We start from the raw sequence: 26,833 nt of genomic DNA on the forward strand, positions 1-26,833 counted from the left end.
CGCAACTAAGCTTCCTTTATTTCAAACATTAGGTAAAGCTGCCGAAGGATCCCGATAACTATCGGGAGACTGAAATAATCTTTTGCTTTAGCTTCAAAGTCTGGTAATAAAAGATCGCCGCGTCAAGCATCTCCCTTCAGTCAATACTTTCTCCGCGGTGACAAAATAAATCAGCTTTGATGTTCGAACTGACTTCCCGACACATCCCGATGGCTATCGGGACACTCGAAGTGTACTCAGACATTAAAAACGGGAAATGAAATATTAATAAATTGCAGCTTTATTCAATAAGCGTTTTAAAAGGGATTTCTTTTCTTCTCCATATGCATAACCATATTTATTACCATAGCCGAAATTTGCAAACTTCACATCATTCAGTACAAAACTAACATCTTGGAATTTTCCGTCTCTTTTAGAGTCTACGGCAAATTGTAAGAGTTTCTTTTCGGTGTAATCTGCTCTAACAACATATAAGGTAACATCTGCCCAATTATTAATAAGAAATGTATCTGTTACCAGCAAGGAAGGGGCAGTGTCTACAATTACATAATCATACATTTGCTCCAGCTCCTTAAACATTTCGCCGGTTTTCTTACGCCGCCATAATTCTGAAGGGTTTGGGGGGATGGTTCCCGATGGCAAAAGCTCCAGGTTTGGATTTTCAGATTTGGAAGGTCTAATTAAATCTTTAAGCTTTAGCTCATCCTTTGCGAGATAATCACTCACACCAAAATGCTGCCTCGCATCTTTCTCAAATCTTTGCAGTTGCGGATTTCTAAGATCGGCCCCAACTACGAGAACTTTTTTATTAGTATTTGCCAGAGTAACAGCAAGGTTAAAGGAAACTAATGTTTTTCCTTCCCCTTTAACAGAGGATGTCACAAATATGGTATTCCCCCGCTCTTTATCATCTGTTTTTACAAGAAGGTATTGTAAATTAGTATGTAAAATTCTAAAGGCTTCTGCAAGAATACTCCGGTCGTTCTTTAAGACCATCTCACTATTCTTCTTCTCTACTCGTGGAATTTCTCCTACCACGGGAATTTCTCTCGTTTGCTGTTCGAGATCCTCTCTACTTCTTACCTTGTTGTTAAGTAATCCTTTTAAGTAAATAATTAGAAAAGGAATTAGAAGCCCAAGAATAAGTGATGCCAATAAAATTATTTTAGATTTTGGAGAAACCGGCTCAGTAGAACTGTAAGCATCATCTACAATTTTTGCTTTTGGAGCAGTTACTGCAAGGGATAGAGAATTTTCTTCTCTTTTTTCGAGTAAAAATAAATACAGGGCTTCTTTAATATTTTGTTGCCTTTCTATGCCGCGGTATTGTCTTTCCTTTGAAGGAACCGAGGATATTTGTGAACCAATAACGGCCATTTGCCGGTCCAGATCTTTTTGAGCGATCCTAAAATTGTTCCGCATTCGTTCCAAACTCTGTAAAACATTCGCTCGCATCTGTTCAATTTGAGCATTAAGCCTCAGTACAACCGGGTTTTCTTCTGTTGAACCACTTAAAACCCTGTTTCGTTCAAGGACCAGGGTGTTATATTCTCCTATAAGTTCGTTTACTCCAGATTCCTGAATTCCTAAGTTTGCCGGTAAAAGATCTGAGTTACTCCCTGTTTCCAGGTAGGTGATCATTGCATTAGCTAGTTCTAATTGAGTTCCTACCTCTTGCTGGCGTTTTTTATAATCACTCGCATTTTCAATAAACATTTCAGATTCAGCTTCTATATTGGTAAGTTGATTCGCCTCTTTAAACTCCTCTTTACCCAATTCTACAGAATCAAGTTCCTGGTTGATAATAGCCAGTCTTTCATCAATAAACTTAGCGGTATTAGAGGCTACGAGGTTTTTATCTTGAATCGCCTGTTGATTATATTCCAGAATTAGCTGGTCCAGAATATCCTGTGCTTTTTCCTTTACAGGATCTACCAGGCTTAGCTCCAGCAAGCTCGAATTCTTATCGGTTAAATTAATTTGCACCGCTTCCCGGTATTTTCCTACTACTGATTCTATTGGATTAAAGCGCACTGCAATCTTTCCGGCATCCTTCTCCTGGTTTATCCCGGAACTCTTTACTATAACAGTAGCAAAATCTATAGATAACGGGGCTCCAAACTTCCCTTCAATTATCTCCCCGGTTTCCTCATTAACAAGCTGAAAGTTTTCTTCAGATTGTGGAATTATATAGAAAGTATTTCCTAGGTCTTCTTTTATAGCATTCTCTAAACTCACCTCATCTAATTGAAGCACTACTACCTTAAAAGGCGCTTTTGTATAAAGTTCTTTCGTTTTTACCGATTCTTCTTCAAGATAAGTAATATTAAGGTTTAGGGCTTTAATAGCCTGGGTCATTAAAGTTTTAGACTTTAAGATTCCAATTTCATTTTCGATACTGCTGGCGCCCATTCCGCCTAAAAGGCCAAGATCGGCAAAAGCAGCCATTTCAGAAGAAGGACCTTTGCCCTTTTCATCTTTAATAATGATACTCGCAGTAGTACTATACTCTGGGGTGGTAAATTTTAAATATATAAACCCAATAAATACACAAAGGATTACACCAATTATAAACCAGGGCCAGTAGCGTAGGTATTTTTCTAGTTCATCCCTTAAGTTGATTTCTTCTTCCTGGGGTCGGATTGGGGTAGATTGTTGAGACATAATTTCTTATCTTGTTAAAAGGACTGCCATAGAAACTAATACTGAGGCTATGGAAATATAAACTCCGGCATTTCGGTTATAACTTGCGCTTTGGCGTTGCGGGCCGTTAGGCTCTACATAGACCACATCGTTTTGTTGTAAATAATAGTAAGGAGAATTAATAATTTTAGCATCTCCAAGATCGAGATAAGCGTGAGTAGTTACGCCGTTTTCTTCACGCATCACTAAAACATTATCCCGCTTTCCGTATATACTCATATCTCCAGCCATCCCCAGGGCCTGGGGCAAGGTAATATACGCATCCTGAACATCAAATGTGCCGGGGCGCTTTACTTCTCCCAATACACTAACCTGAAAATTTACCAGTCTTACATTTACAATAGGATCCTGAACATATCTTCTAATTTTTTCTTTAAGTTTTGAAGCTAATTCCTGCTGACTAAAACCTTCTACAGCTACCTGCCCAAGAATAGGAAAATCAATTGTACCATTCTCTTCTACCAGATAAGTTTGTAATTGCTGACGTCCATTCACAGCTACTCCCATATCCGTTCCTCCTTGAGGCACTCCTATAACCGGAAGATTAAACGGTAAAGCTGCCGTTTGTTCAGGTGCAGAAACACTTATAGTAATTAGATCATTAGGTTTAATTTTTAAGCTGTTTTTTCTTTGTTTATCCATTCGGGCTTCTGCTTCTTTCAAACCCTGGAAGTAAACAATTTCCTCCCGGGAAACGCAGGAAGAAGCAAGGCTAATAAGTAGCAAACCTATTACAGATAATCTAAAAAATTGGAGCAATTTTTTCATTTTTAAAAATTTGTGCGAATATATCGATTTATGTTAATTTTTGTTTAATATAATTAGTAGACCTTAACTATTTGTAGTCTATGCTAAGGAGGTCGGCTTGAAGCAATCTTCTTGGAACTTTTAAATAAATTCGAAAGATGGCTACCTAATTAATCCTTTACAGGTCGCAACTCTAATAATGAAAGTTTCTGGAACAGTACTTAATTTGTATTAATTACCCCATAATTCACCAGAAATTTGTCTCAGGTTCTGTCATTTTATATCCTGAAGTAAGTTCGGAATGGCATAGTCAATTTCTCCCTTCGGGCCCAAGCCTGCGAAATCAGAAATCAACCTTAAGTAATTACACTAATTTGATAAACTTAAAAACCTAATTCTCTACCACTTCATTTTGTTGCCGAATTACTTTAATTCCTCTTGGCCTACCGTGAAGTACAGTCGTTTGTTGTGACTTTCTTTTTAGGCCGGCGAAAATTAGTGCCACTACAGCAAAAATGGTAATCATAGCAAGGCTCATCCCGATACTTTTTAGACCCCGACTCAGCAAGACATATAAAATAATAACCGCCAGGTTTAAGGTGCCAAGTACAAGACTGGCTTTTTTATGGCTTAAACCATTATCCAGCAGAACATGATGCATATGATTGCGATCTGCTTCGAAAGGAGTTTTCCCTTTCCCTAACCGAATAATAATCACTCTTAGTGTATCAAAAATTGGGACAAATAAGACTGCTAAAGCAAATAACAATCTATTTTCAGGAACGAAACCTTCACGCATTAAGGGTTCATAAGGCTGCATTACTAGAATCTTAAGACTTAAAAAGGCTATCATAAAACCTATCACCAGACTTCCTCCATCGCCCATAAAAATTTTTTTTCTTCCCCGGGAAAAATTGAAACGAAGAAAAGCTGATAATATTCCTGCAACCGTTAGACTAATTAAAACAAAATATGGATGCCCCGTAGCGTAAAAAACCAAGGCGTAAGTAAGGGAAATTACGATCCCGGCAATTCCCGCAAGTCCATCTATACCGTCTATCAAGTTATAAGCGTTGATAAGCGCTACTACTATTAGAACTTTAAGACCATAACCAAGCAACACCGGAATATCACTAATCCCTAAAAAGCCATGCAGACTGGTAAGCTGTAACTCTGGTGAGAAAATAATAAATCCGGCTGCGAAGAGCTGACTTACAAATTTGAGTTTAGCCGAGGAGATCACCAGGTCATCTTTTAACCCTGTCATAAATAAAAAGGTAAGCCCAACAATAAGGTGATTCCCCGTGGGGGAGGTACGCAAGGCCTGGAGGATGCTTATCACCAGGATAAGTACCAGGAAGAAGGCAACACCTCCAAAAGGCGGAACAGCATTCTGATGTGAACTTCTTGCGTTTACCTCGGTCATAAAACCTTTTTCCCGGCTTACCCATAAAACCTTAGGCGTAAAGTACCAGGTAAGTACAAAAGCCAATAAAAACACGCAGCTTGCAAAAAACAGATAATACCGGTGAAATAGATCTAATAAAATGTCCTGATCAAGAATGTTCATAACATAAAATTTTGATTAGTAATTAGGGACGTGAAAGGAGAACAATAATATTCGGGGGTAATATTCAATTTGGATTGCCATGAAATCATTTTAATGCTATCTAAGAAACCATTATGTTTAAAATAATTCGCTATATTGATTAGCAATCTTACTCCAGGTATATTCTTCACTGGCAATTTTATACACCTCTTCTGATATTTCCTTCAATTTAACATAATCCAAACTTTTAAGAATGTCAATTAAAGATTGTTTATCCTCAAAATATAATGCCTTATTTTGGGTGGTAGCCTTATTATAATTAATCCCATAAGCTAAAATGGGGAGTTTTAAATGCATGGCCTCCACCAAAGACGGATTTGTTCCTCCTGCGCTGTGCCCATGTACATACAGTAAACAATTTGAACGGATTTCGTTGAGCTTCTTTTGATTGTAAATTGGATCTAAAAGAAAAATATTGTCAACTCCCATATACTTCAGTTTTAATCTCCTTGAATAATCGTTATTCTCCCAATTACCAATTATAACGAGATTTAATTTCCCAGCTTTTGAGAAAGCCTTAATAATTAATTCTATATTATTTTCAGGTTCAATTCTACATACTTTAAAAGCATAGGGTTCATTTAAAAATGGAAAATTTAAAATTGTATCAGGAGAAATATCTTCTGATTGTGTGTGGTCCCCTCCGTAAGCTATTAACTGAGTGTTTTTTCGATAAGATTTAAATACATGATCCTGTATAACTTTATTGTCGGCAATAATTTCATTTGCATACTTAACAGCCAGTCCTTCTGAAAATTTTAAAAATTTCCTCGCAAACTTGCCCCATTTATCTCTTTTCCATTCAAGCCCGTCTATATTTACAACAATTTTTTTTCGTGTAATCAATTTTACTAAAGGTAGCACCATGCACCCTGAAACTCCCAATATTAGCAAACTATCAGCTTTTCTTACTGAATGAAATATACTCCAGATATCATATGGAATACTTTGCAACCCGTTCGCGTTTAGTGGCAGATATTTTAAAATAGCCTTTTCATGAACAACGGTACCTTCGGGGTAAGCTTTTTTGCTACAATAAACTAAGAATTCAATCTCATCCCCTTTCTGATTAACTAAATGTTCTGCCAGGGTTTCAAAACCACCATATTTTGCTGGAATCCCTACAGTTCCAATGATGCCTACTCTTTCTTTCTTCCTTTTATTCATTTAAGATTCTTGCTTTACCATTGCTTTTTTATAAATTTTCGAAAGCTTTTTATAATGACCTGATTCTGAAAAATTCGTCTCCGCAAAGAGTTTGGCATTGTCACTAAGCAATGTATAATCTTGAGAATTAAGATTTAATGCTTCATCTATTTTCTCGATTAAATGATCTATTTTTCCGGGCTGAAAAATAAAACCATTATTTTCATTTACTAGCTCTGGGATACCACCAATATCCGATCCGATTACAGGAACACCCAGGAAAAAACTTTCGATTACTGTCATTGGATTATTTTCATAACATTCAGATGGTACAATGGCAAACTTTGAAGAACTAATATTTTCCCATAGATCATCCCCTTTGCAAAAACCTAAAAGATGAACATTTTGCAGGCTATTAACTTCAATAAATTCATTAATTTCAGCCTCTTCGGGACCAGTACCTATAATTTTTAAAGAAATTCCCTTCCTTTTAACAAGTGCCTGAAGTAATGTCATTATTCCTTTCTCTCTGGAAAGCCTGCCAAAAAAAACCAGATCTACTTCTTTTCGGGAATCAGATTTTATTCTTGGAATACTCTGAAAATTATATAGAATAGAACTTTTATTTTCAATACCCGGAAAATATTGGCTGTGTTTTCGTTTAATAAAATGGCTTACCATTATAAAATGGTCTACATATTTCTTATAATCAAAAAATCTATCTCTAAAGGCCGACTCCATTGCAGAAATAGCACTAAAAGCATAATTTCCTTTATTACATTTTGAAACGACACAATGCCAGTAACTGTTTCCTGCACACTTCTCACAGACTTCTCCATTGTTATTCATAAATACAGAAACTGGACACAGCATTCTATACTCATGCACAGTCATAACTATTGGAACTTTTTCTTCCCTTAAGGCTTTAAGCACAGAAGATGTTAATTGACCGTAAAAAATATGCAAATGAGCAATATCAGGTTTTTCAGATTTCAGAAGATTCTTTAAGGAATCATAACTTTTTGAAGAATAAATAAAGGAAGGAATTCTCATTAATTTAGAAAAAACACCGCCTTCATTGGGATCTGATGTCTTAATAAAGTACGAATTAGAGCCTTCCTGAACATTTTCTTCATTTGCAGTGCTAAAATAAATTACTTCATCTCCCATTTTTTCAAGCAACTGCCCTGTATTTAAATATACCGTATCAGATCCTCCTTTTACATGATGATAATTATTAATCTGTAAAATTTTCATTCTTTGTTTTTTGTAAGGTTAACGCCAGGCAAAATGAAAATATGGCAATAGCGAAAAAATTGTAAAAAAGGTTTTCAGTGAAAAAGTAAATAAGAATAGCCAGGTAAGGAATTATAAATATTGTATCCTTTAATTTCAAAAAACCTTTCCATATCCCATAAACAATTAGAGTAAAGCCAAAAAACCCGAACTCTATTAACCAGGTCAGGTAGTCATTATGTGCTACCAATCCAAAACTGTTAATCTCTGGAGTAGCTCCAAAACCAAGTCCAAACAACAAAATGATTATGTTTTGATTTAAGAAATATGTGAGAGATTCTGTCCAAATCTTAATTCGGAATAGAAATGAAACATCACTGCCATCGTTGGAACCTGACATTGCCATGGCATCGCCAAATCCTATATCGGCAAATTCATTGATGTTATAATCGCTTATTAATGTGTAAAAAACATTTGCTGTTCCTCTAATGCGTTCAAATAAATATAAATCTGAATATATAATAAGAATAATTCCTACAGAGGCGGCAATACTAAAAAACATAAAAAACCGTGGAGAGAAAATCTTTTTTCTAAAATAGAATACCGCAGCAATAGTTAATGCTAAAAAAGCACCGAGAGTAGAAGTTACTGCCAGGCTAAGCGCTGTAAAACCCAATACCAGTTTCCTGGAAAAACCATACAACATCATCATCCAAATACAACAAATAGAGAAAAAGATATAATTATTTGAGTTTGAAAAAATTGACATTGCATTTTCACTCTCTTTATATCCTAAAATAGTGTCTGTAACGAATATGAAGAAAGGTAATAAGGCTATAAAAATCAGTTTAATCCTTTCATTCTTTTTAACTGTATATTCTCCTCTACACAAGTAAAAGGACGCAGTAAAAATTACTATCCCTCCAAAAATTTTTGAGATATCATCGATCTGGCTTTGTTGATTTACAAAAAAATTAAAAAGAACAAGCACTAAAAATGATATCAGGTAAAAAATTTCTGATGTAAGTTTCGGTACTTTTTTAATAACTGTTAATAAAGAAAAAAGAATAAAACTCAATTCTGCTGCGTAGAGTGAGTATTTCAACATCTCGACACCTGAATAGTGAAACAGTGCCTGGATTAGAAGAAAAAAAATTAAAGAATTAAGGAATATTTTCCTATAAAGCATTATGCTTGAGATATATAATGATAATGAAAAAACAGAAAATGGGTACACTTGTCTATAAAATCAGTATTACTAGCTTCCGAAAGATTTTTATAGAATTGTGAATACCAATCTTTTTTTGCTTTAAGATTGAAATTTTCATTGAACATCTGAAACGAAAAATTAGACAGGCTTTCCTGCCTTTTTTTAGATTCAATTACTTCATTTAACTCCCGTAAGAGCTCAGAATTGGAGAGCTGTGAAATATTCCGTTCCGAAAAATTTGTATTAAAAAAACTTCTAAAAGTTTTTTCGGTTACCAAGGCAGGGTAATTCCTTTTCATAACCGGAGACAAAACAATTTTTTTTAATGAAGTTGCCTCCATAACTCCCCTTCCTGTACCTATATAAAAATTACAAATAGGAATTATTTCCTTCGCATTTTTGTAATACTCCTTTTCATCAACAATATGCACCCGATCCAATCCTTTTTCTCTTATTTGATTCAAAACCTCCTGATCAATTACCTGCCCTACTATTATTAAAATAGCCTCAGGAATTTGTTCTACCAGTCGGATGCTTTGGAATATACTTTCTTTATAGTAGTGAGAGATTCGTGCAATCCTCAGGAAAACCATAGAATCATCCTCTATATTGAGCTTGATTTTCAAACTATTAACCTTTTCCATATTTGGAGAAAAAGGCAAAATTCGGTTGGGTACTAAATAGGTATTTTTATACCCATCCCTGTTTTTAAATTTCTGCTTATTTTCTTCACTAAAAAGAATGAGGTTATCTACTTTCGGAAAATATTTTGGGTTAGGCCCTCCACATTTTGTTAGTGCAACAGGTATATCTTTAAACCTATAATTTCTAATAAACAAATAGGCTCTATCGTCAAAGCAATGTATCCTGTCTATTTGATGTTCCTGAATTATACTCTCTATCCTCTTTTGAATTTTAATAAAATTGAAGTACTTGTAAATAAACTGATATTTAGGGCAATCTAAACTGGAAATAACAGGGCTTTCCATTCTCCCTATATTTATAACAACAGCATCAACCTCAGGCTTTAGGGATTTTAGAGTAGATTCAAGAGAATAATAATGTCCTCCCATTCCTTTCTCAAAAGTGGATATTAAATATAAAACTCTCATTAAACTATTCTTTGTTCTACCTCCAGGTCAACCTCAAATCTCTCTCTTACCGCCTTTTTAATATGTTCAATGAGATCAATTATATTTTGACCTGTAGCATTTCCGGTATTTACAATAAACCCACTATGTTTAGTAGAGACCTGTGCACCGCCAATTTTAAATCCTTTTAAGCCTAACTCATCTAACATGGGGCCCACAAACCTGCCCGGAGGACGTTTAAAAACACTCCCGCAATTAGGATATTCTCGCGGCTGCTTGCTCCATCTCCTGGTTTTAATTTCGGCCATCTTTTTATAAATGTTATTCCGATCTCCATTCTTAAGTTGAAACCAAGCCTTCAACACAAGCTTATCAGGATTTTTCTGAAAAAAGCTGTTTCGATATTTAAAGTCTAGCTCATCAACTTTCATTTCTTTTATGCTTAGATTAGTGAGATCTAAAAACCTTACTTTAATAAGTAAATCTTTGATCTCTTCCCCACTTGATCCCGCATTCATAACAACCGCTCCTCCAACAGAACTTGGTATATCATAAAACATTTCAAAACCGGAAAGAGAATGTTCTAAAGCCCTTAGGCTAAGCTGTAACAAACTAGCACCGGCCTCTGCTGACACTTGTGTATCCTCAAAGATTATCTTATCATAGCAGTTATTAAGTATTAGAAATTCTTCATCATACCTTTCTTTTCTCAGTATCAAATTATTCCCATTACCGATAACGATCTTTTTATTAGTCTCCCTGAAAATATTTAAAAAGTCTGATTCATTGTTTGGGAAATAGGCCTTTTTACAAATTGCATTCAACCTATATGAATTGTTATCAATAAGGTTAAATTCTTTTATAACCTTCATATTTTCTTATCCTTTATTTTTTTTACAATCCTTTTATAGACTACCCATTGTACCAATGCCATAACTGTATAACTAATAGATGATGCAATAGCTGCTCCTTTCCCGCCGTATTCTGGGATTAGAATGAAATTCAAGATGATATTAACCACGAGTCCTGGTATAGAAGAGAAAACAGAGACCCAGGGTTTCCCCTTACCAGCCAGGTCAAAACCTATAATTTTATAGCCTATTAGAGCTATTATCCCTGGCATAAGGAGTTGGAGCATTGGAACACTACCTGAGAACCTCTGACTGTAAATAAATGGAATAAGAACAGGTGAAATAGCAATGATAAGTAGAGCTATAACAATGCCAATCAAAAGCCCGTATCTAAGTGGTTTTATCATTTTTTTTGAAAACTCAGCAGAATTGGAAGCATTAGAACTTCTGGAAAAAATTACCAGACCTATAGCAGCCGGAACCTGTAAAACCAACTCGGCAAAGTTTACACCTATAGAATAAAGTCCAACCGTTTTTGCATTTGATAATTTCTCAAGTAAAATAATATCTATTCTATAATTCAACGAGTTAATAAAAACTGCCAGGGCATAGACAGCGCCCAGACTCAGCAGACTTTTAAATATCTCTTTATCAAATCCTAAATCTAATTTGACTTCCCTTGAAACTTTATAAATGGCATAGGCCGCTACCGGAAGCCCGGCAAATAAGGTAGAAAGTAGTACTCCAATAATTCCCATTTTTAAAATAATCACTAAAAAAACAAGAAAAAGAAGATTTAGAACAGGAGGTAACCATCCAAAAACTGTAGAAAGACCAATCTTCTCCTTTCCTAAAAAAATACCACCGGTATAAGCTTGTATTAGACCGAATGGAATAGTCAAAACTGCCAACAGCATCATCGGTGTAGTAAAATTCCCCTGATTCGTCAAGCTTATTAAGAAAAAGCATCCTACAGCCCCAAGGATGCTCATTATTAAAAACATAGTGGCAATATTTTTAACAATATTAGCGTAGGTAAACTTTTTTCTTCCAATTTCGTAAACGGAAGCCTGCCTTATCCCCATTTGAGACAAGGTCATTATCAGGCTGGGGTATACCAGAAGCACAGTGAGTAATCCTTTACCTTGTACACCCAAGTTTCGAGCGACCAAAACACTGGAAACAAAAGATACTCCAAGGGTCAGAATATTAGAGGAGAAAACTTTAAGAACATCTTGTATAATCTTCTTCGTTGTTAAAGCTCTCTCAATTTTTTTTAGAATAGGTGTAACTGAAATCATGTACCAACTTTCAATAAAGTTCTTTTACTTGGGATCAGTTGTCCAAAGCGTAGATGGTAATCTTTATATATCCTTACTTCAGAGCTTTTTATTAGATGAATAGGGAAATCACCTTCAATAATCAGATCAAAACCACCATTGAAAAATTCCTTATTCGCTATTAGTTCCTCTATGATACTGTCCTTCCTTATACCAGTATTTTCAGCAATTCTTATTTCGGATATTTTCTTATGTTTCAGCAAATAATCAAGCTCCTTATCCAGATCTATAATATCAGAAAATTTTGTATGGCTTACATCATAATTTAAGAAGCCCGATAAAGGAGTTTTACTGGATATGTTAATTTTAATTTTTCCTTTTTTAACTACTATTTTTTGACGCTTTAAGACTTTCAGTGCAATTAAAGTATCTTCGCCAAAATATTTGATTTTCTTACGGAAACCGAGAAACTTCCTTTTTAAAAAAAAAATTCCATTTTGCTCAATGCCTCTCATTTCCTCAATGATAAATTCGCTCTTAAGATGCTCAGAGCTTAGATAACCGGTTTTAAATTCCGGAAAATCATTTGCGATAATAGAGGCAAACATGCGAAGGGATCTATTTGCCAGTTCAATGGCCCCTTTCTTCTGATAAGGTAATTTTTTTAAAGATTGTTCTACAAGCCTGGAATCAATAAAGAAAGCAGAGCCCCGAACAGGCTTTATTTTTTTGCTAGCGGTAGAAAAACCATAGCGATTTAAGATATATGTTTCTTCTGGAAATTCAGCCGAATAATCCTCAATAATAGAAAATGGGAGACTATTACCTATCACCGAATAGCCCTTTTTGCTTTTTTTTAAAAAAGCATCTATAAAACCATTTTTAATTATTTTAAGATCATCATGTAGAAAAAGAAAATAATCTGGTAAGGCTTTCCCGGCTTTAAAATAATAATTAACGAATTCGCTATGGCACCCCCAGTCCCAGCCTTCATTAGGGGAAAAAATTATATTCCAATTATTTTTTTCCAAAAAATGAAGTACCGATTCTGAAATTTCGGATTCCTCTTTATGTGAAGATATAAATAATTCAAAATCTATATTATCGTATAATTTTGTCTCCCGCAATATTATTTTATACAACTCAAGGTATTTGTAATAATACCCCGTCAGGACAATTACTATTTTTAATCTATTTGTGCTCAATGAAACTGTTTTCAGTAATGACTAATTAAAGCTTTACCGTATTTTTAATTAGCGAAACCCCAAGGTTTTGGAGTTTTTCCTCCAAGCTCTCATATCCTCTTTCGATCATCCAGGCATTAGTAATAGTAGTTTCGCCTTCAGCAGTAAGGCCAGCTAAAAGAAGAGCCATTCCTGCTCTAAGATCTAACGCTTTAACTGTAGCACCATTTAGGCTATATCCACCATGTATTTTGAGTAGATCTCCTTCAACAGAAAAATTCATTCCCAATTTCGCCAATTCTTCTGCATAAGCATATCTTCCAGGAAATCTCAAATCAACAATCTTTGATTCTCCCCTGGAGCAAGCTCCAAAAACCGCAAAAAGAGGTTGCATATCTGAGTTTATCCCTGGATATGGACCAGTACTTATTTCAACGGGATAAGAAGTTCCTCCCCTTACAATCAATGAATTGCTACCTCTGTAGAATTTCATTCCACTTTCCCGGAGAAATACCAAGGGAACTTCTAGATGTTCAAAGGGAAAGTTCAAAATTTCTACATCCCCTCCTGTAATTACCGAACCAATGGCCCAGGTGAGTGCTTCCATGTTATCTGGAATTACATTGTGTTTAACTCCTTTAAGTCTATCAACCCCTTCTATTATAATGCATTTTTGTCCAAACACCTTTATTTTGGCGCCCATTTTATTAAGCATGGTGATCATGTCTATAATTTCTGGCCGAATATGCGGGTTCCATACTGTTGTGGTTCCGGAAGCTAGTGTTGCAGTAAGTATTGCATTTTCTGTCGCTCCGGTAGATCTAAGTGGTAAATTAATTTCACAAGCTTTTAGACGGTTTTTAGAACGACAGCATAGATAGCCTTCCTCTTCCCATACTTCTGCGCCCATTCTTTCAAAGATCATTATATGTAGATCGTACTTTCTATCGCCAAGTTTACAACCACCAGGTAATGGAACTTTCCCTTTTCCATATCTTGTTAGTAATGAGCCAAGAATTAAGAGGGTATTACGAATAGACCTTTCTTCCCAAACTAATTCAGGGTTAATATTTGAATCAATCTCGGTAATCTTCACAAAATCTCCTACACTTGAACATTCTTTACCAAGCAAGTGCAACATATCCAAGTGTATTTTCACATCCAGTAATCCATTTGGAAAGTTATATAGTTCTACTGTTTCATCAGTAAGGAGCGAAGCAGTTAGTAATTTTAAAGAGCTGTTTTTGGCTCCACTTAATTGAACCTGCCCTTCTAACCTGCTTTTTGTTACTTTAATGTTTTTTTTCATTTTATTATTATGAATTTTCAGCACCTTCTTTATTTATTCCTTCCGGAGTATATTTTTTCAAATACCAATGAATCGTTTTTTGAATTCCACTTTCAAAATTCTCATCGGCTTTCCAGCCCAATTGTTTTTCAATTTTTGTTGCGTCTATTGCATAGCGGCGATCGTGGCCGGCACGATCTTCCACATAAGCGATCTGTTCTAAATAACTTCCGTTTTCTTTGGGTTTTAGAACATCCATGATTTCACATATTTTATGGGCTATATAATTGTTGTTACGTTCATTTCTTCCGCCAATATTATAAACCTCTCCGGCTTTTCCACCATTATAAGCAAGGTTAATACCTTTGGCATGATCCAAGACATATAACCAATCTCTTACATTTTTACCATCCCCGTAAATAGGAATATTTTCGCCTTGTAAAGCTTTCCTGATAACTGTTGGAATCAGTTTTTCATCGTGTTGCTTAGGGCCGTAGTTATTTGAACAGTTGGTGATCAAGGTGTTCATTCCATAGGTGTGATGGTAACTGCGAACGATCATGTCAGACCCTGCCTTACTTGCCGAATATGGAGAGTTGGGTGCATATGGAGTTTCCTCGGTAAAAAGTCCGGTTTCTCCCAGGGTACCATAGACTTCATCTGTTGAGATATGAAGAAATCGGTTATTCTTGCATTCTTTCTTATATTCAAAAGGCTTATTCATCCAGAACTTATAGGCCACATCAACTAAAGTAAAGGTCCCTCTAACATTAGTTTCTATAAATACTCCCGGATTTTTTATGGAATTATCTACATGAGATTCTGCTGCAAAATGAATAACTCCATTAATATTATACTTTTTAAAAAGTTCTTCCACCAGGTTTCTGTTGCAGATATCCCCTTTTACAAAGGTGTATCTATCATTCCTCTCAACCTCTTTCAGGTTACTGAGATTCCCAGCATAGGTCAACAGATCGAGGTTAATAATTGAAGCGTCAGGATTAGCTTTCAGAAAAAAGGGAATAAAATTAGAACCTATAAATCCGGCCCCACCGGTTACAAGAATATTATTTTTTGAATTCATATATTAAGAATAAATTCTTTTTAAGCTAAAACTTTAAGCTTAGCTTTAATCTGGTTTACACATTCGGCTAAATTATTTTTCCAGTACGGGATTTTATAATTCAAACTTTCGGTATTCAGATTTTATATTGCAGAAAGCCTTAGCCTAATTGTTCTTTAGATCCAGTTATTAATAACCTCATTCTCATATAAATTTTCGAAGAAATTAAAAGTCTCAGCATCTTCAAGAAGAGGCTGATTTCTATCTTTTTCTGAAAGCATCAATTCATCATCAGCTATTCTCCAGTCAATCGCAAGCTTTTTATCATTAAATAATATTCCCCGGTCATGTGCCGGCGCGTAGTAATTATCACATTTATAAGCAAAGGTTGCTGTTTCACTTAGTACAACGAACCCATGGGCAAAGCCGCGGGGTACGAAAAGCTGTCTTTTATTCTCTTCACTTAGTTCAATCACTACAGCTTTACCAAAATAAGGAGAACCCTCTCGGATATCCACGGCAACATCCAGCACTGTCCCTTCCAATACCCTTACAAGTTTAGATTGGGTAAAAGGAGGTAATTGATAATGTAAACCTCTTAATACCCCGAAAGAAGATTTTGATTCATTATCCTGGCAAAAATAAACCTCAAAACCAAGAAATTTTTCCAGGGCATCTTTCCGGAAGGTCTCGCTAAAATAACCTCTTTGGTCACCAAAAATCTTTGGTTGGCAAATAACTACATCCGGAATTTCAGTTCTATTAAAATCCATAATATTTTTATTTACTTGCACGTTTAATTAAGTATTGACCATATTCATTCTTTTTCAAAGGTTCAGCGAGCTCCAGGAGCTGATCTTTGGAGATATAACCTTTCTCGTAAGCAATCTCCTCAAGGCAGGCGACTTTCAAACCCTGTCTTTTTTCGATGGTATGAATAAAATTAGAAGCTTCCAGCATAGATTCATGGGTTCCGGTATCTAACCACGCGTACCCACGTCCCATTAATTCAACTTTAAGAGCTTCTTTTTTTAAATAAGCTTCATTTACAGATGTTATTTCCAGCTCACCCCTTTCACTGGGCTTCACGTTTTTTGCAATCCCGATAACAGAATTAGGATAGAAATACAAGCCTACTACGGCATAATTACTTTTGGGTTTTTTCGGTTTCTCTTCAATACTGGTGACATTCCCTTTTTCATCAAATTCAGCTACCCCATAGCGTTCCGGATCATTTACATAATATCCAAAAACAGTAGCTTTAGCCTCTTGCTTCACATTTTTTACGGATTGTGCCAGTAATTCAGTAAACCCATGGCCATAGAAAATATTATCTCCAAGCACAAGGCAAACATCATCGTCTCCTATAAATTCCTCCCCTATTATAAAAGCCTGGGCCAGACCTTCAGGATTTGGCTGAACTTTATACTCCAGGTGCATTCCAATTTCTGAGCCATCTCCAAGTAATTTTTCGAAGTTAGGCAGATCTTCAGGGGTTGATATAATAAGCACTTCTCTTATGCCTCCTAACATAAGAACCGATATTGGATAATATATCATCGGCTTATCATAAATACTAAGTAATTGTTTTGATACTCCTTTTGTAATAGGATAGAGTCGAGTGCCAGATCCTCCGGCTAATATTATTCCTTTCATATTAGCAATAATTTTAGGTTACAACCACAAGCTGCTTCCTACTATTCCAGATAATATTATTTCTATCTGTAAGTTAATCCACATAATCCGTAAAAATCCTTGTAATCAGGGTCCAGCAGAGACAAAAGCATAGCTAGTAACATTTTCTCAAATGCTTCAATCTGGCAATTAAAAACTTAGGAATTTTACCGCCGGAATGCGGTTGTGATTTACACCATAATTAATTTAGGTCTCTTGCGGTGTAGGGAGTGCAAAAGAAGGATTAGTTGTTAGTTGTTAGTCCGTAGACGATAGATTTGGGTTTTTATTAGTCTTTAGTCCTTAGACTTTAGACGGTAGATTTTTTATTTTAGTCGCTTGTCGTTAGTCCGAAGACGTTAGACCTTACTTTTTATTTGCTGCCGTTAGATTGTAATCGAAAAGCCTTAAGTTGCATTTAATTTGGAGTTAGCATTTGGCCAGGAAACTGTTTTTCAAAAATTATTACTCTTCTCCAGACTCCCTCTTCCCCAAGACTCCACTTTTCTAAAGACTAAAAACAAAAGACTACCGACTAAACCAGGTACGGCTTCGCCGTCGTGAGTCACATTGCTGTGCCTCCCTGAAAACTTAATTATTTGTTAAATAAGTCTTTAAGACAAATGCAAAATTATTGGCCTTTCGGCTAAAATAATTACGGAAATTCCTAACAAATAGGCATTCTCTTAAGGGAAAGCAAATATAAACTTTCACATTCCTTTAAGACAATTAATAATTGTTAAAATTTTTATGATTTGTATACAAGGTGATCAGTCGGTAGTCGCTGGACTTTAATCTGTAGTTATTTGGGAGTGATGCTGTGACGTTGTGATCGAGGGATGTTGTGATGGAGTGATTTGGTTAATTGGGGATTGGTTAATTGGTTAAATCGGGATTCGCTAATTCGTTAGTCCGGGAATCGAGGCGCGTTAAATTTGGCATTCCCTGCACTCCTCTTCTCCTTTTCTCTTTCTCTCTCCTTTACATAGAATTTTTCCCTCCCTTTAGGGATGGGGTAAACGGAAAATTCGGGTTGTGGGTTGTGACGTTGTGATCGAGGGACGTTGTGATGGAGTGATTTGGTTAATTGGGGATTGGTTAATTGGTTAAATCGGGATTCGCTAATTCGTTAGTTCGAGGGTCGTTAATTCGGGATTATTCGTTTTCCCCTATTCTCTTGTTTTCCTTTCTCTTGTGCCAGGTTCGAACTCACCTCTTTGTTCGGGAAGAATTCTTAGGCTTTTAAGAGCCTATTTGAATTTTTAAAAATAGAGCTACGCGATTCTCCCTGTGTGAGTGTAGCAGATCAAGTCCGTTAAAAATTCTCGAAAGCTTGTCCTGAGCATGGTCGAAGGGCCTTGGAGAAAATTTAGGACTTGATATGCAGTTTTTTCTGCCTCCGACGACCAGAGGGAGAGGAAGGCATTTGCCAAAAAAACACCTGCACATAGGGCGCCTTTTTTTGTTTCGTTTTACCTGCATCCCACGAGCAGAGCGAGAGGAATGCACGCAAAAAATGAAAGGACAGGCTGTTCCAAAAATTTAAGATAAATCCAAAATGAATGGAATTATGAGGACTAGATAATATCGAGAACAGCCAGGAAGGACAAACTCCCATGACTTCCCGATACTCCCGAAAGCTTTCGGGATTATTCTGCTACCGCTTCATAAAAAACACTCAAAGCCAACGTCTGGTAATTTTGTGACGTTGTGACGAAGTGATACTGTAAATTCTAATTCGACATTACCCTTAGTGCGATCGACGAGAGGAGATGGTGTACCGAAGGGCGACTCCCATTAATGAAACCCAGAATTGAGAAAGGCGCAGCCTACACACAATTCTGTTGGTTGAACTATCCCGATTTTACATCGGGATCTCCTGAAACCCATCTTTAGTTGAGTTAATTTAAGCTGCGGAAAAGTTGGGGAAAAATGAAGATTTCCGATTATCCAATATTTACGCAACTTCAGTAATTTAAAACCCGTCACCCTGAACTTGAATCAGGGTCTCATAATGGGAGTGGAATTACAGAGAGCTAACCAGGAAGGACAGATCTTCAAAATCAAGCTCGCCCAATCGCCTTTAAACTAAACAGGATGAGATCCCCGATCATCCCGATCGGGAGGGATGACGGAAGTTCATAAATCTTTAGAAACACCAACAAGCCTCTACCCTACCCAAAAGATTGCCGCGTCAACATTCTTCTTCCAGTCAAATGTTTCCTCGCAATGACAAACCGGGAACAGAGAACCGATAACTTAAATCAGATCACTGAGAACAAAATACTCAAAACAAGCATCCCGCCAACGACATCCCGGTAGCCGGGACGAAAACCCGGAACCGGGAACTAAGAACTCAGAACAGACAACCGATCCGAAATTAACACTCGTACAACTTAAAAATAAGTTAAAAATCAGTATATTAGAGAGTATAAAACCATAACTATTACTGCAGTGAAAAGATTTATCATAACTATATTGTTCGCACTGGCAATGCTGTTTCCCGTTTCCGCGGAAATACAGGCAGCCACGGTTTTCCAGGATCTGCAACAGGATCAGGAATACACCGAATATAAAGGCCGGGTGCTTAGCAGCAACCGGGAAAGACCTGTGGGCTCTGCCCAACTTACCGTTCTAAATACCAATATCGCGACCGTTACCAATGCCGATGGAGAGTTTTCCCTGAAAGTGCCTTCCAATTTACGCGAGGCCATAGTACGGGTAAGCTACCTGGGTTTTGAGAGTAAGAACATAGCTCTGGAATACTTCAGCGAAGAGGGCACCGAGATTTTCCTGGATCCTTCTGTAGAAGAACTTAGCGAGGTTAGTATCTTTCAGGCAGAAGATGCCGGAAAACTGGTTAGAACAATGCTATCTAAGCGAGGAGATAACTATCTGGATCAGAATACTAATATGACGGCCTTTTATCGCGAGAGTATCCGCAAAGGGCGCAAGAACGTTTCCCTGAGCGAGGCGGTGATCAGGATTCATAAAAAACCTTATTCCTCTTCCCGAAGAGAAGAAATAGAACTTATAAAAGCCCGAAAGACCGCCGATTATGACAGATTAGACACTCTGGCGCTTAAATTACGTGGAGGACCTTACAATGCGCTGTATGTCGATGTAATGAAATATCCGGAATATGTTTTTTATATAGATGACATCAGCGATTACAGTTTCAGCTTTGACGAGCCTACCCAGATCGATGGCCGGTATCTTTATGTGGTTAATTTTGAAGCCAGAGAAAAAAGTGCTCCCTGGTACTTCGGAAAATTATATATAGACGCCCAAAGCCAAAGCCTGGTTAGGGCAGAGCTCAACTTAAACGTAGATAACCGCTCGATAGCCTCAAGGCTTTTTGTGAGTAAAAAACCTGGAAGTACACGGGTATATCCTATTGAAGTTAAATACCGGATAGATTACCAGCAGCAGGACGGAAAATGGTTCTATGGCTATGGCAGCGCAGACCTTACCTTCGTAGTGAACTGGAAAAGGAAGTTATTCAACTCCCGTTACTATGTACACAGCGAAATGGCGGTAACCGGATGGAAACCCGACCCCGGAAATGTCAACCCGCGAAGAAGTGACAGCTACATAAAGCCTACCGTGGTAATGACCGATGACGTTTCAGGCTTTAGCGACCCTGAATTCTGGGGTAGCAATAATATTATTGAACCCGATAAGGATATTCAAAATGCTATAGATAAGATTCGCGAACAACTGGATTAGTTAATTAGTCTTTAGGCTATGGTCCTTAGCATTTAGTTTAGATATAATTTGGTTTATATTTGGTTGATGCTAGTCCTTAATTATTGTCGGTTTCTGAGCTTTCGGCTTCATTCTTTTGGCCGGGTATTAACTTGATCTAAAGCGGGCGTACTAGATTAGCCCACTCCTATAGGATTCTGAGCCAGGCTCTGGGTGACTTTATTATAATAATTGCTTGTTGCTCACTCCTTCCACACCGAATCCTATCGATCTAAGATTTTGAAAAGAGACAGACGCTGGACATAGTCCAGTGCAGAAATAGAAACAAAAAAAGTCCCACCATCGGCGGGACTTTAGTTTTTATATAAATTCGGTTTACAAATTCAGCAGTCCGATGATCACAACCTCCAGGTTTAGTTCGGTATTAGCATCCACCGAAAGGTCCAGCAGGTTGGACTCCACGTCAGCAGCGGTTACCGCTTCCAGCTCCCCCTCAAATTCCAGTCGCCCATCGGCATCGGTATCTTCATATGATGCAAAATGCAGCTCATAATCACCTTCTTCTATAAAATGAAGTTCAAAGTCCCCGTTAGTTTCTGCAACCACGGTACTGTTCACTGCATTTGCAAACCTTAGTCCTTCAGCATCGGCAGAGGTTTCAGATTCTGAATATGTTCCGGCCTCATAGGCATATACCAATACGGCATCTGCATCGGTAGTGCCAAAATCAGAAACATTTCCTGTGATAGTTCCGGTTTTAATACTGTTTACTGCTCTAATGCTGTTTGACAATCGACTGTTTGAGGCAAAGCTGTACTCTCCACTCTCATCAGTTACCACAGCCTTTCTAAGATCAAAATCCAGCACCACCTGGTTATCGTTGCTTTCGTGGATCTCAACATTATCACTTAGGTTTAGCTCATTAGAACCACTCACCAGGGCTTTCTTTTCTCCGCTTGTGGTTAGCACATAATTACCCGGAGCTTCTCCCGAAGCATCGGTATCATTGTCTAACACCAGGGCAATATCGCTAGTTGTTCCACTTTCCAGATTCAGGCTCCCCAATAATTCGGTTTGCCCGCTGTGCAGACTGCTCAGCTCGATAGTGGTTTTCTCAAAACCTTCAACGGCCTGTCCATTTATCATCACGCTGGATACAGTGACAAATACCCCCTGTACTTCTGCATTATCTACCGGAGAATCGGTTAAATACACCTGGGTTTCATAGGTTTGGGCATCCGGATCTCCAGGTCCAAGATCATCCTCATCATCCGAACACGAGACCAAAAGCCCCATTGATAACATTAAAATTCCTGTTTTAAATAAATACTTCAAATTCATAAATAGTTTAGTTTTATTGCCTTAAACGACAGATTTGGGTTACACATAATTCAGGTATTTATAGTTGATACCCGCAACTTGCCTTTAAAAACGGCCTTAGGCTAATGCTATTATTCAGTGCCTCTACTTTATAATCAGTTTAACAGGCTTTTGGAAAGTATTAAGAAATGGTGTTTTGGGCGTGCCCCTTCGGGTCGGGCTATCCGCGCTACACGGTAGCTGCTTCTATCCCTCACGCGGGCTGCGACTCCTTAGGAAGGAAGCAAAAAAAAGAAGCAGCCGTTTCACCGACTGCTTCCCCATTCAACTAAGCTATTAACCTAATTACTATCATTTACCTTTACCTGAAATTACAGTTTTACTATAGCGGTTACCATTAGCGGTAACATTGACAATATAAACCTGATTACTTCGCAGAGCAAAGTCTATTTGAATCTCAGTCACATCTCCTTTTGTAACTCCAGCTGCTTCATAGGCACGTAAAAACTGCCCCTTAAAGTCATAAATCTCAATTGTTGCATCTGCAGTGAATTCAAAGTCATACTCTATATTGAGCACATCGGTGAATGGTACTGGCCATGCATGGAAGCCATCTGTAGTTTCTGCTGATTGTGTATCAAGTGTTGAAGCAGTCTTATTAGGATTGCCTTTTTCTTCAGATATACATTTCTGCATTGCACTAAACCTCTTACTTAAAGTATAAACTCCCGGAACACTTACTGCACGTAAATCCTCTATTATTTCAGGATATTCACTGGTACATACATCGGCATGGGCAATTAGATAAAAACTGTCACTTACCTCAATATTCTCGATGGTATAACTGGTCACATAACCGATATCGCCTTTAGGATTCATGTTATACTGGCCGGGAGCCACAGTATAAGTATAATTTTTACCCTGTTTCTTATATTGCAGAGGTTCACATCCCACATAGAGGTGCACAGAGCTCAGAATATAATTATCATAGGCGGTAAAGATAACATCAATGGTACCATCACCATTATCCTCAATTTCCACTTCACCCACCGGCACTTCTCCACCAGTGATCTCACAATCTGATTCACCTGCATATAAATACAATACATCATCAGTTGCACTCTCATAATAATTTGTCCAGCCCCAACGACTATCATTTGGTATCAATTCAGGATATTCACTGAAACAGGTGGCATTGTCTCCGCCATAAGCAAAGGCAGTTTCACAGGTGATACATTCCTGAACAGTTACGGTAATACTCGCAATGCTGTAACAAACAGTATCATCATAAGTCAATTCACTGCGTACCCAGTAGATATTCTCTCCAAGGTCAGGAGTCACAATAGAACTACCAAGATCCATTCCCCCACCTTCGGCAGCGGTCATATTATCGTAGTATGATAGATTCCCACCATCAGGATTGCTCACATACATAGAAAGATCTATAGAATCTCCTACACAAATGAATTCCGGAGTGGTGGTGGTGATGTCTGGATTGTCATAAACAGTGATATCAAAAGAATCAATGGTATAACAAGTGGCATCCTCAGTGTTTTCACTACGTACCCAGTAAGTAGCTCCGGTTAAAGCTACATCCACATCCAAAGCCTGTTCAGCTGTTAATGCATTGGTCTCATTGATAGCATCTTCTTCTGTTGGATAGAAGGTGACATTGCCATCGGCAGTGGTCACTCCATCATTCAGATCGAAACTCTGATAACCGGTTGCTCCGTCCTCACAATCTTCAAGGTCGATCACTACAAGGTCTGGATTGTCATAAACAGTAACTGTAAAAGACTTAACTGTATGACAATTTTCATCCCCATCATCGTCATTATCAAGTCGAGCCCAAAATGTTGCAGGACTCTCAGTAAGCAAAACGTTCACATCCCCAGGATCACTAATTGCATTTTCAGGAATCATCGTATCGGTATATGACGTATAAAATGTCAAAGTACCTATATCCTCATTGCTGATTGCATCATTTAGATCAAATGAAACACCGCCGGTTTCTCCTTCTTCACAGGATTCAAGGTTGGTTACGTCAAAGTCAGGAATCTCATAAATAGTGACAATGACTTCTGCCCTAGGGCCCTCACAACCATCTACGGTACAACTAACCCAGAAGGAAGTTGTTTCGGTAATGGGATTTTCTGGGGTATATGAAGCTCCTGTATAAAGCAAGTTACCATCCATCTCGGCATCATACCATTTTACGGTTCCCTCACAACCGGTAGCATCAAGACTACCACTCCAGGGACCGCAATTTTCCACACCACTAACTTCAGGTGCTGACGGGGTAAGGTCTATATCCAATTGAATAACGTCTACAGGAAATTCTGATAATTCGGAGTTAACGGACTGCCCGGAGGCCCGGGTACGGACAAATAATGTACTTAATCTGGTACAATCATCTGAAACAGTACCGAACAAATCAGTTATATTAAACGCACCTTCAACCCATTGATTAATATCATATTGCCAAATCCCCTCTTCTATAGGTTCCTGGTCGTAAATAGGAAATGGAACCTCAGTTTCAAATAAGTTAGAGGTAGCATAAAAATCAACTCCTTCATTTACAGAAAGATATTCATATCCACCCCCAGATTCGGACCATTCGTATACTAAAACTGTAGGTTTGGCCCCACCGTTATTAAAAGCCACAGAGATTAGAATATCACCCAAAGTTCTACCACCGTGTACCCCATCACTTACAAACCCCCCAAAACCACTATCTATTCCGGTTCGCATTAAAGATGCCTGTAAAAATTCAAAATCTATATAACTATCTCCATTAGTAACCGCTCTGTCGGCAGCAAAAACGCACCAAACATCTTCATCCTCTGCAATCAAAGGAGTGGAAAAATCATCAACTCCATAATTAAAATGAACGGCAACATTCTGAATTTCATCCTTTGGTTGATTGTTTCCCGGGCCCCAGGTATAAGTGTTAGGGTCGTCGTTTACTTTGTTAGAACCTGTAAAAGTGGTATTATCTGTAGAGCCACCAGTTCCTAAATCGTCTTGTAAAAAAATGGTAAAAGGAAGGTTATTTTCACCATTCTCATAATAAGGTGCTAATCCGCTTCCGCTCTGAATAAAAATACCAGTAGCTGGGCCCACGTAATTTACATCTTTACTAAAAAACCAGTCGCCCACTTCGTAATCAGGGGTTCCTGCATAGGCATCACCATCTACACCAAAACCAATCTCCGGTGTTGAAATAGGAGCCGTTCCTACAATTACATTTTGGGAAAATCCCAGGATAGGGATAACGAACATACTGATTAGCATTATTTTTTTTAGGAACTTATCCATTTGCCAATACTGGAGTGATAAATAACTTTCAAGATGAAAATCATCAAATAGTGTAAAATCTTTCATAATTGAAATATTTTTAAGGTTAGTAATCTTCGGTTAAGAAGATCTTGGGCAGTAAATGATTAGAAAAAGAAATCTACATAGGGGGGATAACTATCTAAACCGCAAGATGCGGTTAGTTTAAAACCTTAAAGGTCTCCGGGGGGAGTGCGTAACTAGGCAGAAAATTTTAAAGAGCGAATTGGTAGGTTCAATCCATTAATAAAAAAATAAATTTAAATAAAAGCTCAATATAATTTCACCTGAAGTTAAATATTTTAAGCTAAAATACTCATTTACAGTGTTTTTTAAGGGTTTTCCCCTATTACCGAGATGTTAAAAATCAGGTTCTACAAGGCTTAGAAATAAAGAGAAGTTATGGTATAATGAAAGGCGAAAAAATAAGATCATGGATATTATAGATATCTCCAGCTCTGTTTCCTATTCGAAGCTTTAGAAAAAGAAAATCAGGCCATTATTAGGTATAATAAACCTGCCCGAATGTCCCCCCGGTACGGAGACGTATTAATGCCCCCTTTTTGAATACCAGAACCTTGCACACCGTATAAAAAGCTATGGGAATGAATCCCGCTGCACGAGCGGGACCTAATTTTATTCCATAAAAAAACCCTTCATCAAATGAATGATGAAGGGTTTAAAAGAAAGGCGGCGACATACTCTCCCACAAATAGCAGTACCATCTGCGCTAACGGGCTTAACTTCTCTGTTCGGAAAGGGAAGAGGTGAGCCCCGTTGCTATAACCACCTTAAGTCTTTAGTTATTAGTGATTTGAGATTAGTTAATGGGATAACCCAATTAACCAATAACCATTCACTACTAACCTGCGCCAGCGGCGCCAATAAGTTGACATAATTGGAAAGTAAAAATATAAGAAGACATATTTTGAGCAAAGGTCATTTTGAAGCTTTAGGTTGTTCCTCCCCGGTATTGCTACCGGGGAAGTGCACTAAGCTATACGGATTATTAGTATCACTCGGCTATGACATTACTGCCTTTACACCTGTGACCTATCAACGTGGTAGTCTCCCACGATCCTTAAAAGAAATCTCATCTTGTGGTGGGTTTCGCGCTTATATGCTTTCAGCGCTTATCCCTTCCCGACGTAGCTACCCAGCAGTGCTCCTGGCGGAACAACTGGTACACCAGAGGTCAGTCCAACTCGGTCCTCTCGTACTAGAGTCAGATCCACTCAAATTTCTAACGCCCACTGTAGATAGAGACCGAACTGTCTCACGACGTTCTGAACCCAGCTCGCGTGCCACTTTAATGGGCGAACAGCCCAACCCTTGGGACCTTCTCCAGCCCCAGGATGTGACGAGCCGACATCGAGGTGCCAAACCC

Annotated in this window: 17 protein-coding genes and 2 rRNA genes; 1 reads left to right on the plus strand and 18 read right to left on the minus strand. The window is 37.7% G+C overall.

Annotated features, from left to right (window positions below; translation table 11 throughout):
- Window positions 1-264: 264 nt before the first annotated feature.
- From VIM94_RS05135 to rfbA, 14 genes are all read right to left on the minus strand, one after another.
- Window positions 265-2,664, minus strand: coding sequence for a GumC family protein (locus VIM94_RS05135; protein ID WP_332038219.1), 2,400 nt, complete (start codon window positions 2,662-2,664; stop codon window positions 265-267).
- 6 nt (window positions 2,665-2,670) lie between these two features.
- The gene (locus tag VIM94_RS05140) at window positions 2,671-3,471 is read right to left on the minus strand and encodes a polysaccharide biosynthesis/export family protein (protein ID WP_332038220.1); all 801 of its coding nucleotides are present in this window, start codon (window positions 3,469-3,471) and stop codon (window positions 2,671-2,673) included.
- A gap of 370 nt (window positions 3,472-3,841) precedes the next feature.
- A complete protein-coding gene (locus VIM94_RS05145; RefSeq protein WP_332038221.1) occupies window positions 3,842-5,020 on the minus strand; it encodes an MraY family glycosyltransferase in 1,179 nt (392 codons plus the stop codon).
- Window positions 5,021-5,137: 117 nt separating this feature from the next.
- A complete protein-coding gene (locus VIM94_RS05150; RefSeq protein WP_332038222.1) occupies window positions 5,138-6,226 on the minus strand; it encodes a DUF1972 domain-containing protein in 1,089 nt (362 codons plus the stop codon).
- Window positions 6,227-7,462, minus strand: a complete 1,236-nt coding sequence (locus tag VIM94_RS05155; RefSeq protein WP_332038223.1) for a glycosyltransferase family 4 protein — start codon at window positions 7,460-7,462, stop codon at window positions 6,227-6,229.
- Complete coding sequence (locus VIM94_RS05160; RefSeq protein WP_332038224.1) at window positions 7,443-8,210, minus strand: O-antigen ligase family protein; 768 nt, start codon at window positions 8,208-8,210, stop codon at window positions 7,443-7,445. Before VIM94_RS05160 ends, VIM94_RS05155 begins: the two co-directional genes overlap by 20 nt.
- Window positions 8,211-8,629: 419 nt before the next feature.
- Complete coding sequence (locus VIM94_RS05165; RefSeq protein WP_332038225.1) at window positions 8,630-9,763, minus strand: hypothetical protein; 1,134 nt, start codon at window positions 9,761-9,763, stop codon at window positions 8,630-8,632.
- Window positions 9,763-10,614 carry a UDP-N-acetylmuramate dehydrogenase gene (gene murB / locus VIM94_RS05170; protein WP_332038226.1) on the minus strand — a complete coding sequence of 284 codons (852 nt, stop codon included), beginning with the start codon at window positions 10,612-10,614 and terminating at the stop codon, window positions 9,763-9,765. Before murB ends, VIM94_RS05165 begins: the two co-directional genes overlap by 1 nt.
- A complete protein-coding gene (locus tag VIM94_RS05175) occupies window positions 10,611-11,894 on the minus strand; it encodes a polysaccharide biosynthesis C-terminal domain-containing protein (protein WP_332038227.1) in 1,284 nt (427 codons plus the stop codon). Before VIM94_RS05175 ends, murB begins: the two co-directional genes overlap by 4 nt.
- Window positions 11,891-13,015 (minus strand): hypothetical protein, encoded by a 1,125-nt coding sequence (locus tag VIM94_RS05180; RefSeq protein ID WP_332038228.1) that lies wholly within the window; start codon window positions 13,013-13,015, stop codon window positions 11,891-11,893. Before VIM94_RS05180 ends, VIM94_RS05175 begins: the two co-directional genes overlap by 4 nt.
- Before the next feature lie 88 nt (window positions 13,016-13,103).
- Window positions 13,104-14,366 carry a UDP-N-acetylglucosamine 1-carboxyvinyltransferase gene (locus VIM94_RS05185; RefSeq protein WP_332038229.1) on the minus strand — a complete coding sequence of 421 codons (1,263 nt, stop codon included), beginning with the start codon at window positions 14,364-14,366 and terminating at the stop codon, window positions 13,104-13,106.
- A 7-nt stretch (window positions 14,367-14,373) separates the two neighbouring features.
- The gene (gene rfbB, locus VIM94_RS05190) at window positions 14,374-15,429 is read right to left on the minus strand and encodes a dTDP-glucose 4,6-dehydratase (RefSeq protein ID WP_332038230.1); all 1,056 of its coding nucleotides are present in this window, start codon (window positions 15,427-15,429) and stop codon (window positions 14,374-14,376) included.
- 155 nt (window positions 15,430-15,584) lie between these two features.
- On the minus strand, window positions 15,585-16,181 hold the full coding sequence (rfbC, locus tag VIM94_RS05195) for a dTDP-4-dehydrorhamnose 3,5-epimerase (RefSeq protein WP_332038231.1): 597 nt from the start codon (window positions 16,179-16,181) through the stop codon (window positions 15,585-15,587).
- 7 nt (window positions 16,182-16,188) lie between these two features.
- Window positions 16,189-17,064 carry a glucose-1-phosphate thymidylyltransferase RfbA gene (gene rfbA / locus VIM94_RS05200; protein ID WP_332038232.1) on the minus strand — a complete coding sequence of 292 codons (876 nt, stop codon included), beginning with the start codon at window positions 17,062-17,064 and terminating at the stop codon, window positions 16,189-16,191.
- A 2,472-nt stretch (window positions 17,065-19,536) separates the two neighbouring features.
- On the opposite strand from rfbA, the gene VIM94_RS05205 reads away from it, so the two are divergent.
- Complete coding sequence (locus tag VIM94_RS05205) at window positions 19,537-20,811, plus strand: carboxypeptidase-like regulatory domain-containing protein (protein WP_332038233.1); 1,275 nt, start codon at window positions 19,537-19,539, stop codon at window positions 20,809-20,811.
- Between the two features lie 354 nt (window positions 20,812-21,165).
- Here the strand turns inward: VIM94_RS05205 and VIM94_RS05210 are convergent, their stop codons facing one another.
- From VIM94_RS05210 to VIM94_RS05225, 4 genes are all read right to left on the minus strand, one after another.
- A complete protein-coding gene (locus VIM94_RS05210) occupies window positions 21,166-22,131 on the minus strand; it encodes a DUF4382 domain-containing protein (protein ID WP_332038234.1) in 966 nt (321 codons plus the stop codon).
- A 330-nt stretch (window positions 22,132-22,461) separates the two neighbouring features.
- Window positions 22,462-25,494: a hypothetical protein gene (locus VIM94_RS05215; RefSeq protein WP_332038235.1), complete on the minus strand. Its 3,033-nt coding sequence runs from the start codon at window positions 25,492-25,494 to the stop codon at window positions 22,462-22,464.
- A gap of 637 nt (window positions 25,495-26,131) precedes the next feature.
- Window positions 26,132-26,240 (minus strand): 5S ribosomal RNA (gene rrf / locus VIM94_RS05220).
- Window positions 26,241-26,434: 194 nt separating this feature from the next.
- Window positions 26,435-26,833: ribosomal RNA gene (locus tag VIM94_RS05225) — 23S ribosomal RNA — on the minus strand; the annotation flags it as partial.

The organism is Salegentibacter sp. (assembly GCF_036568425.1).
In the GTDB taxonomy this organism is placed as follows: domain Bacteria; phylum Bacteroidota; class Bacteroidia; order Flavobacteriales; family Flavobacteriaceae; genus Salegentibacter.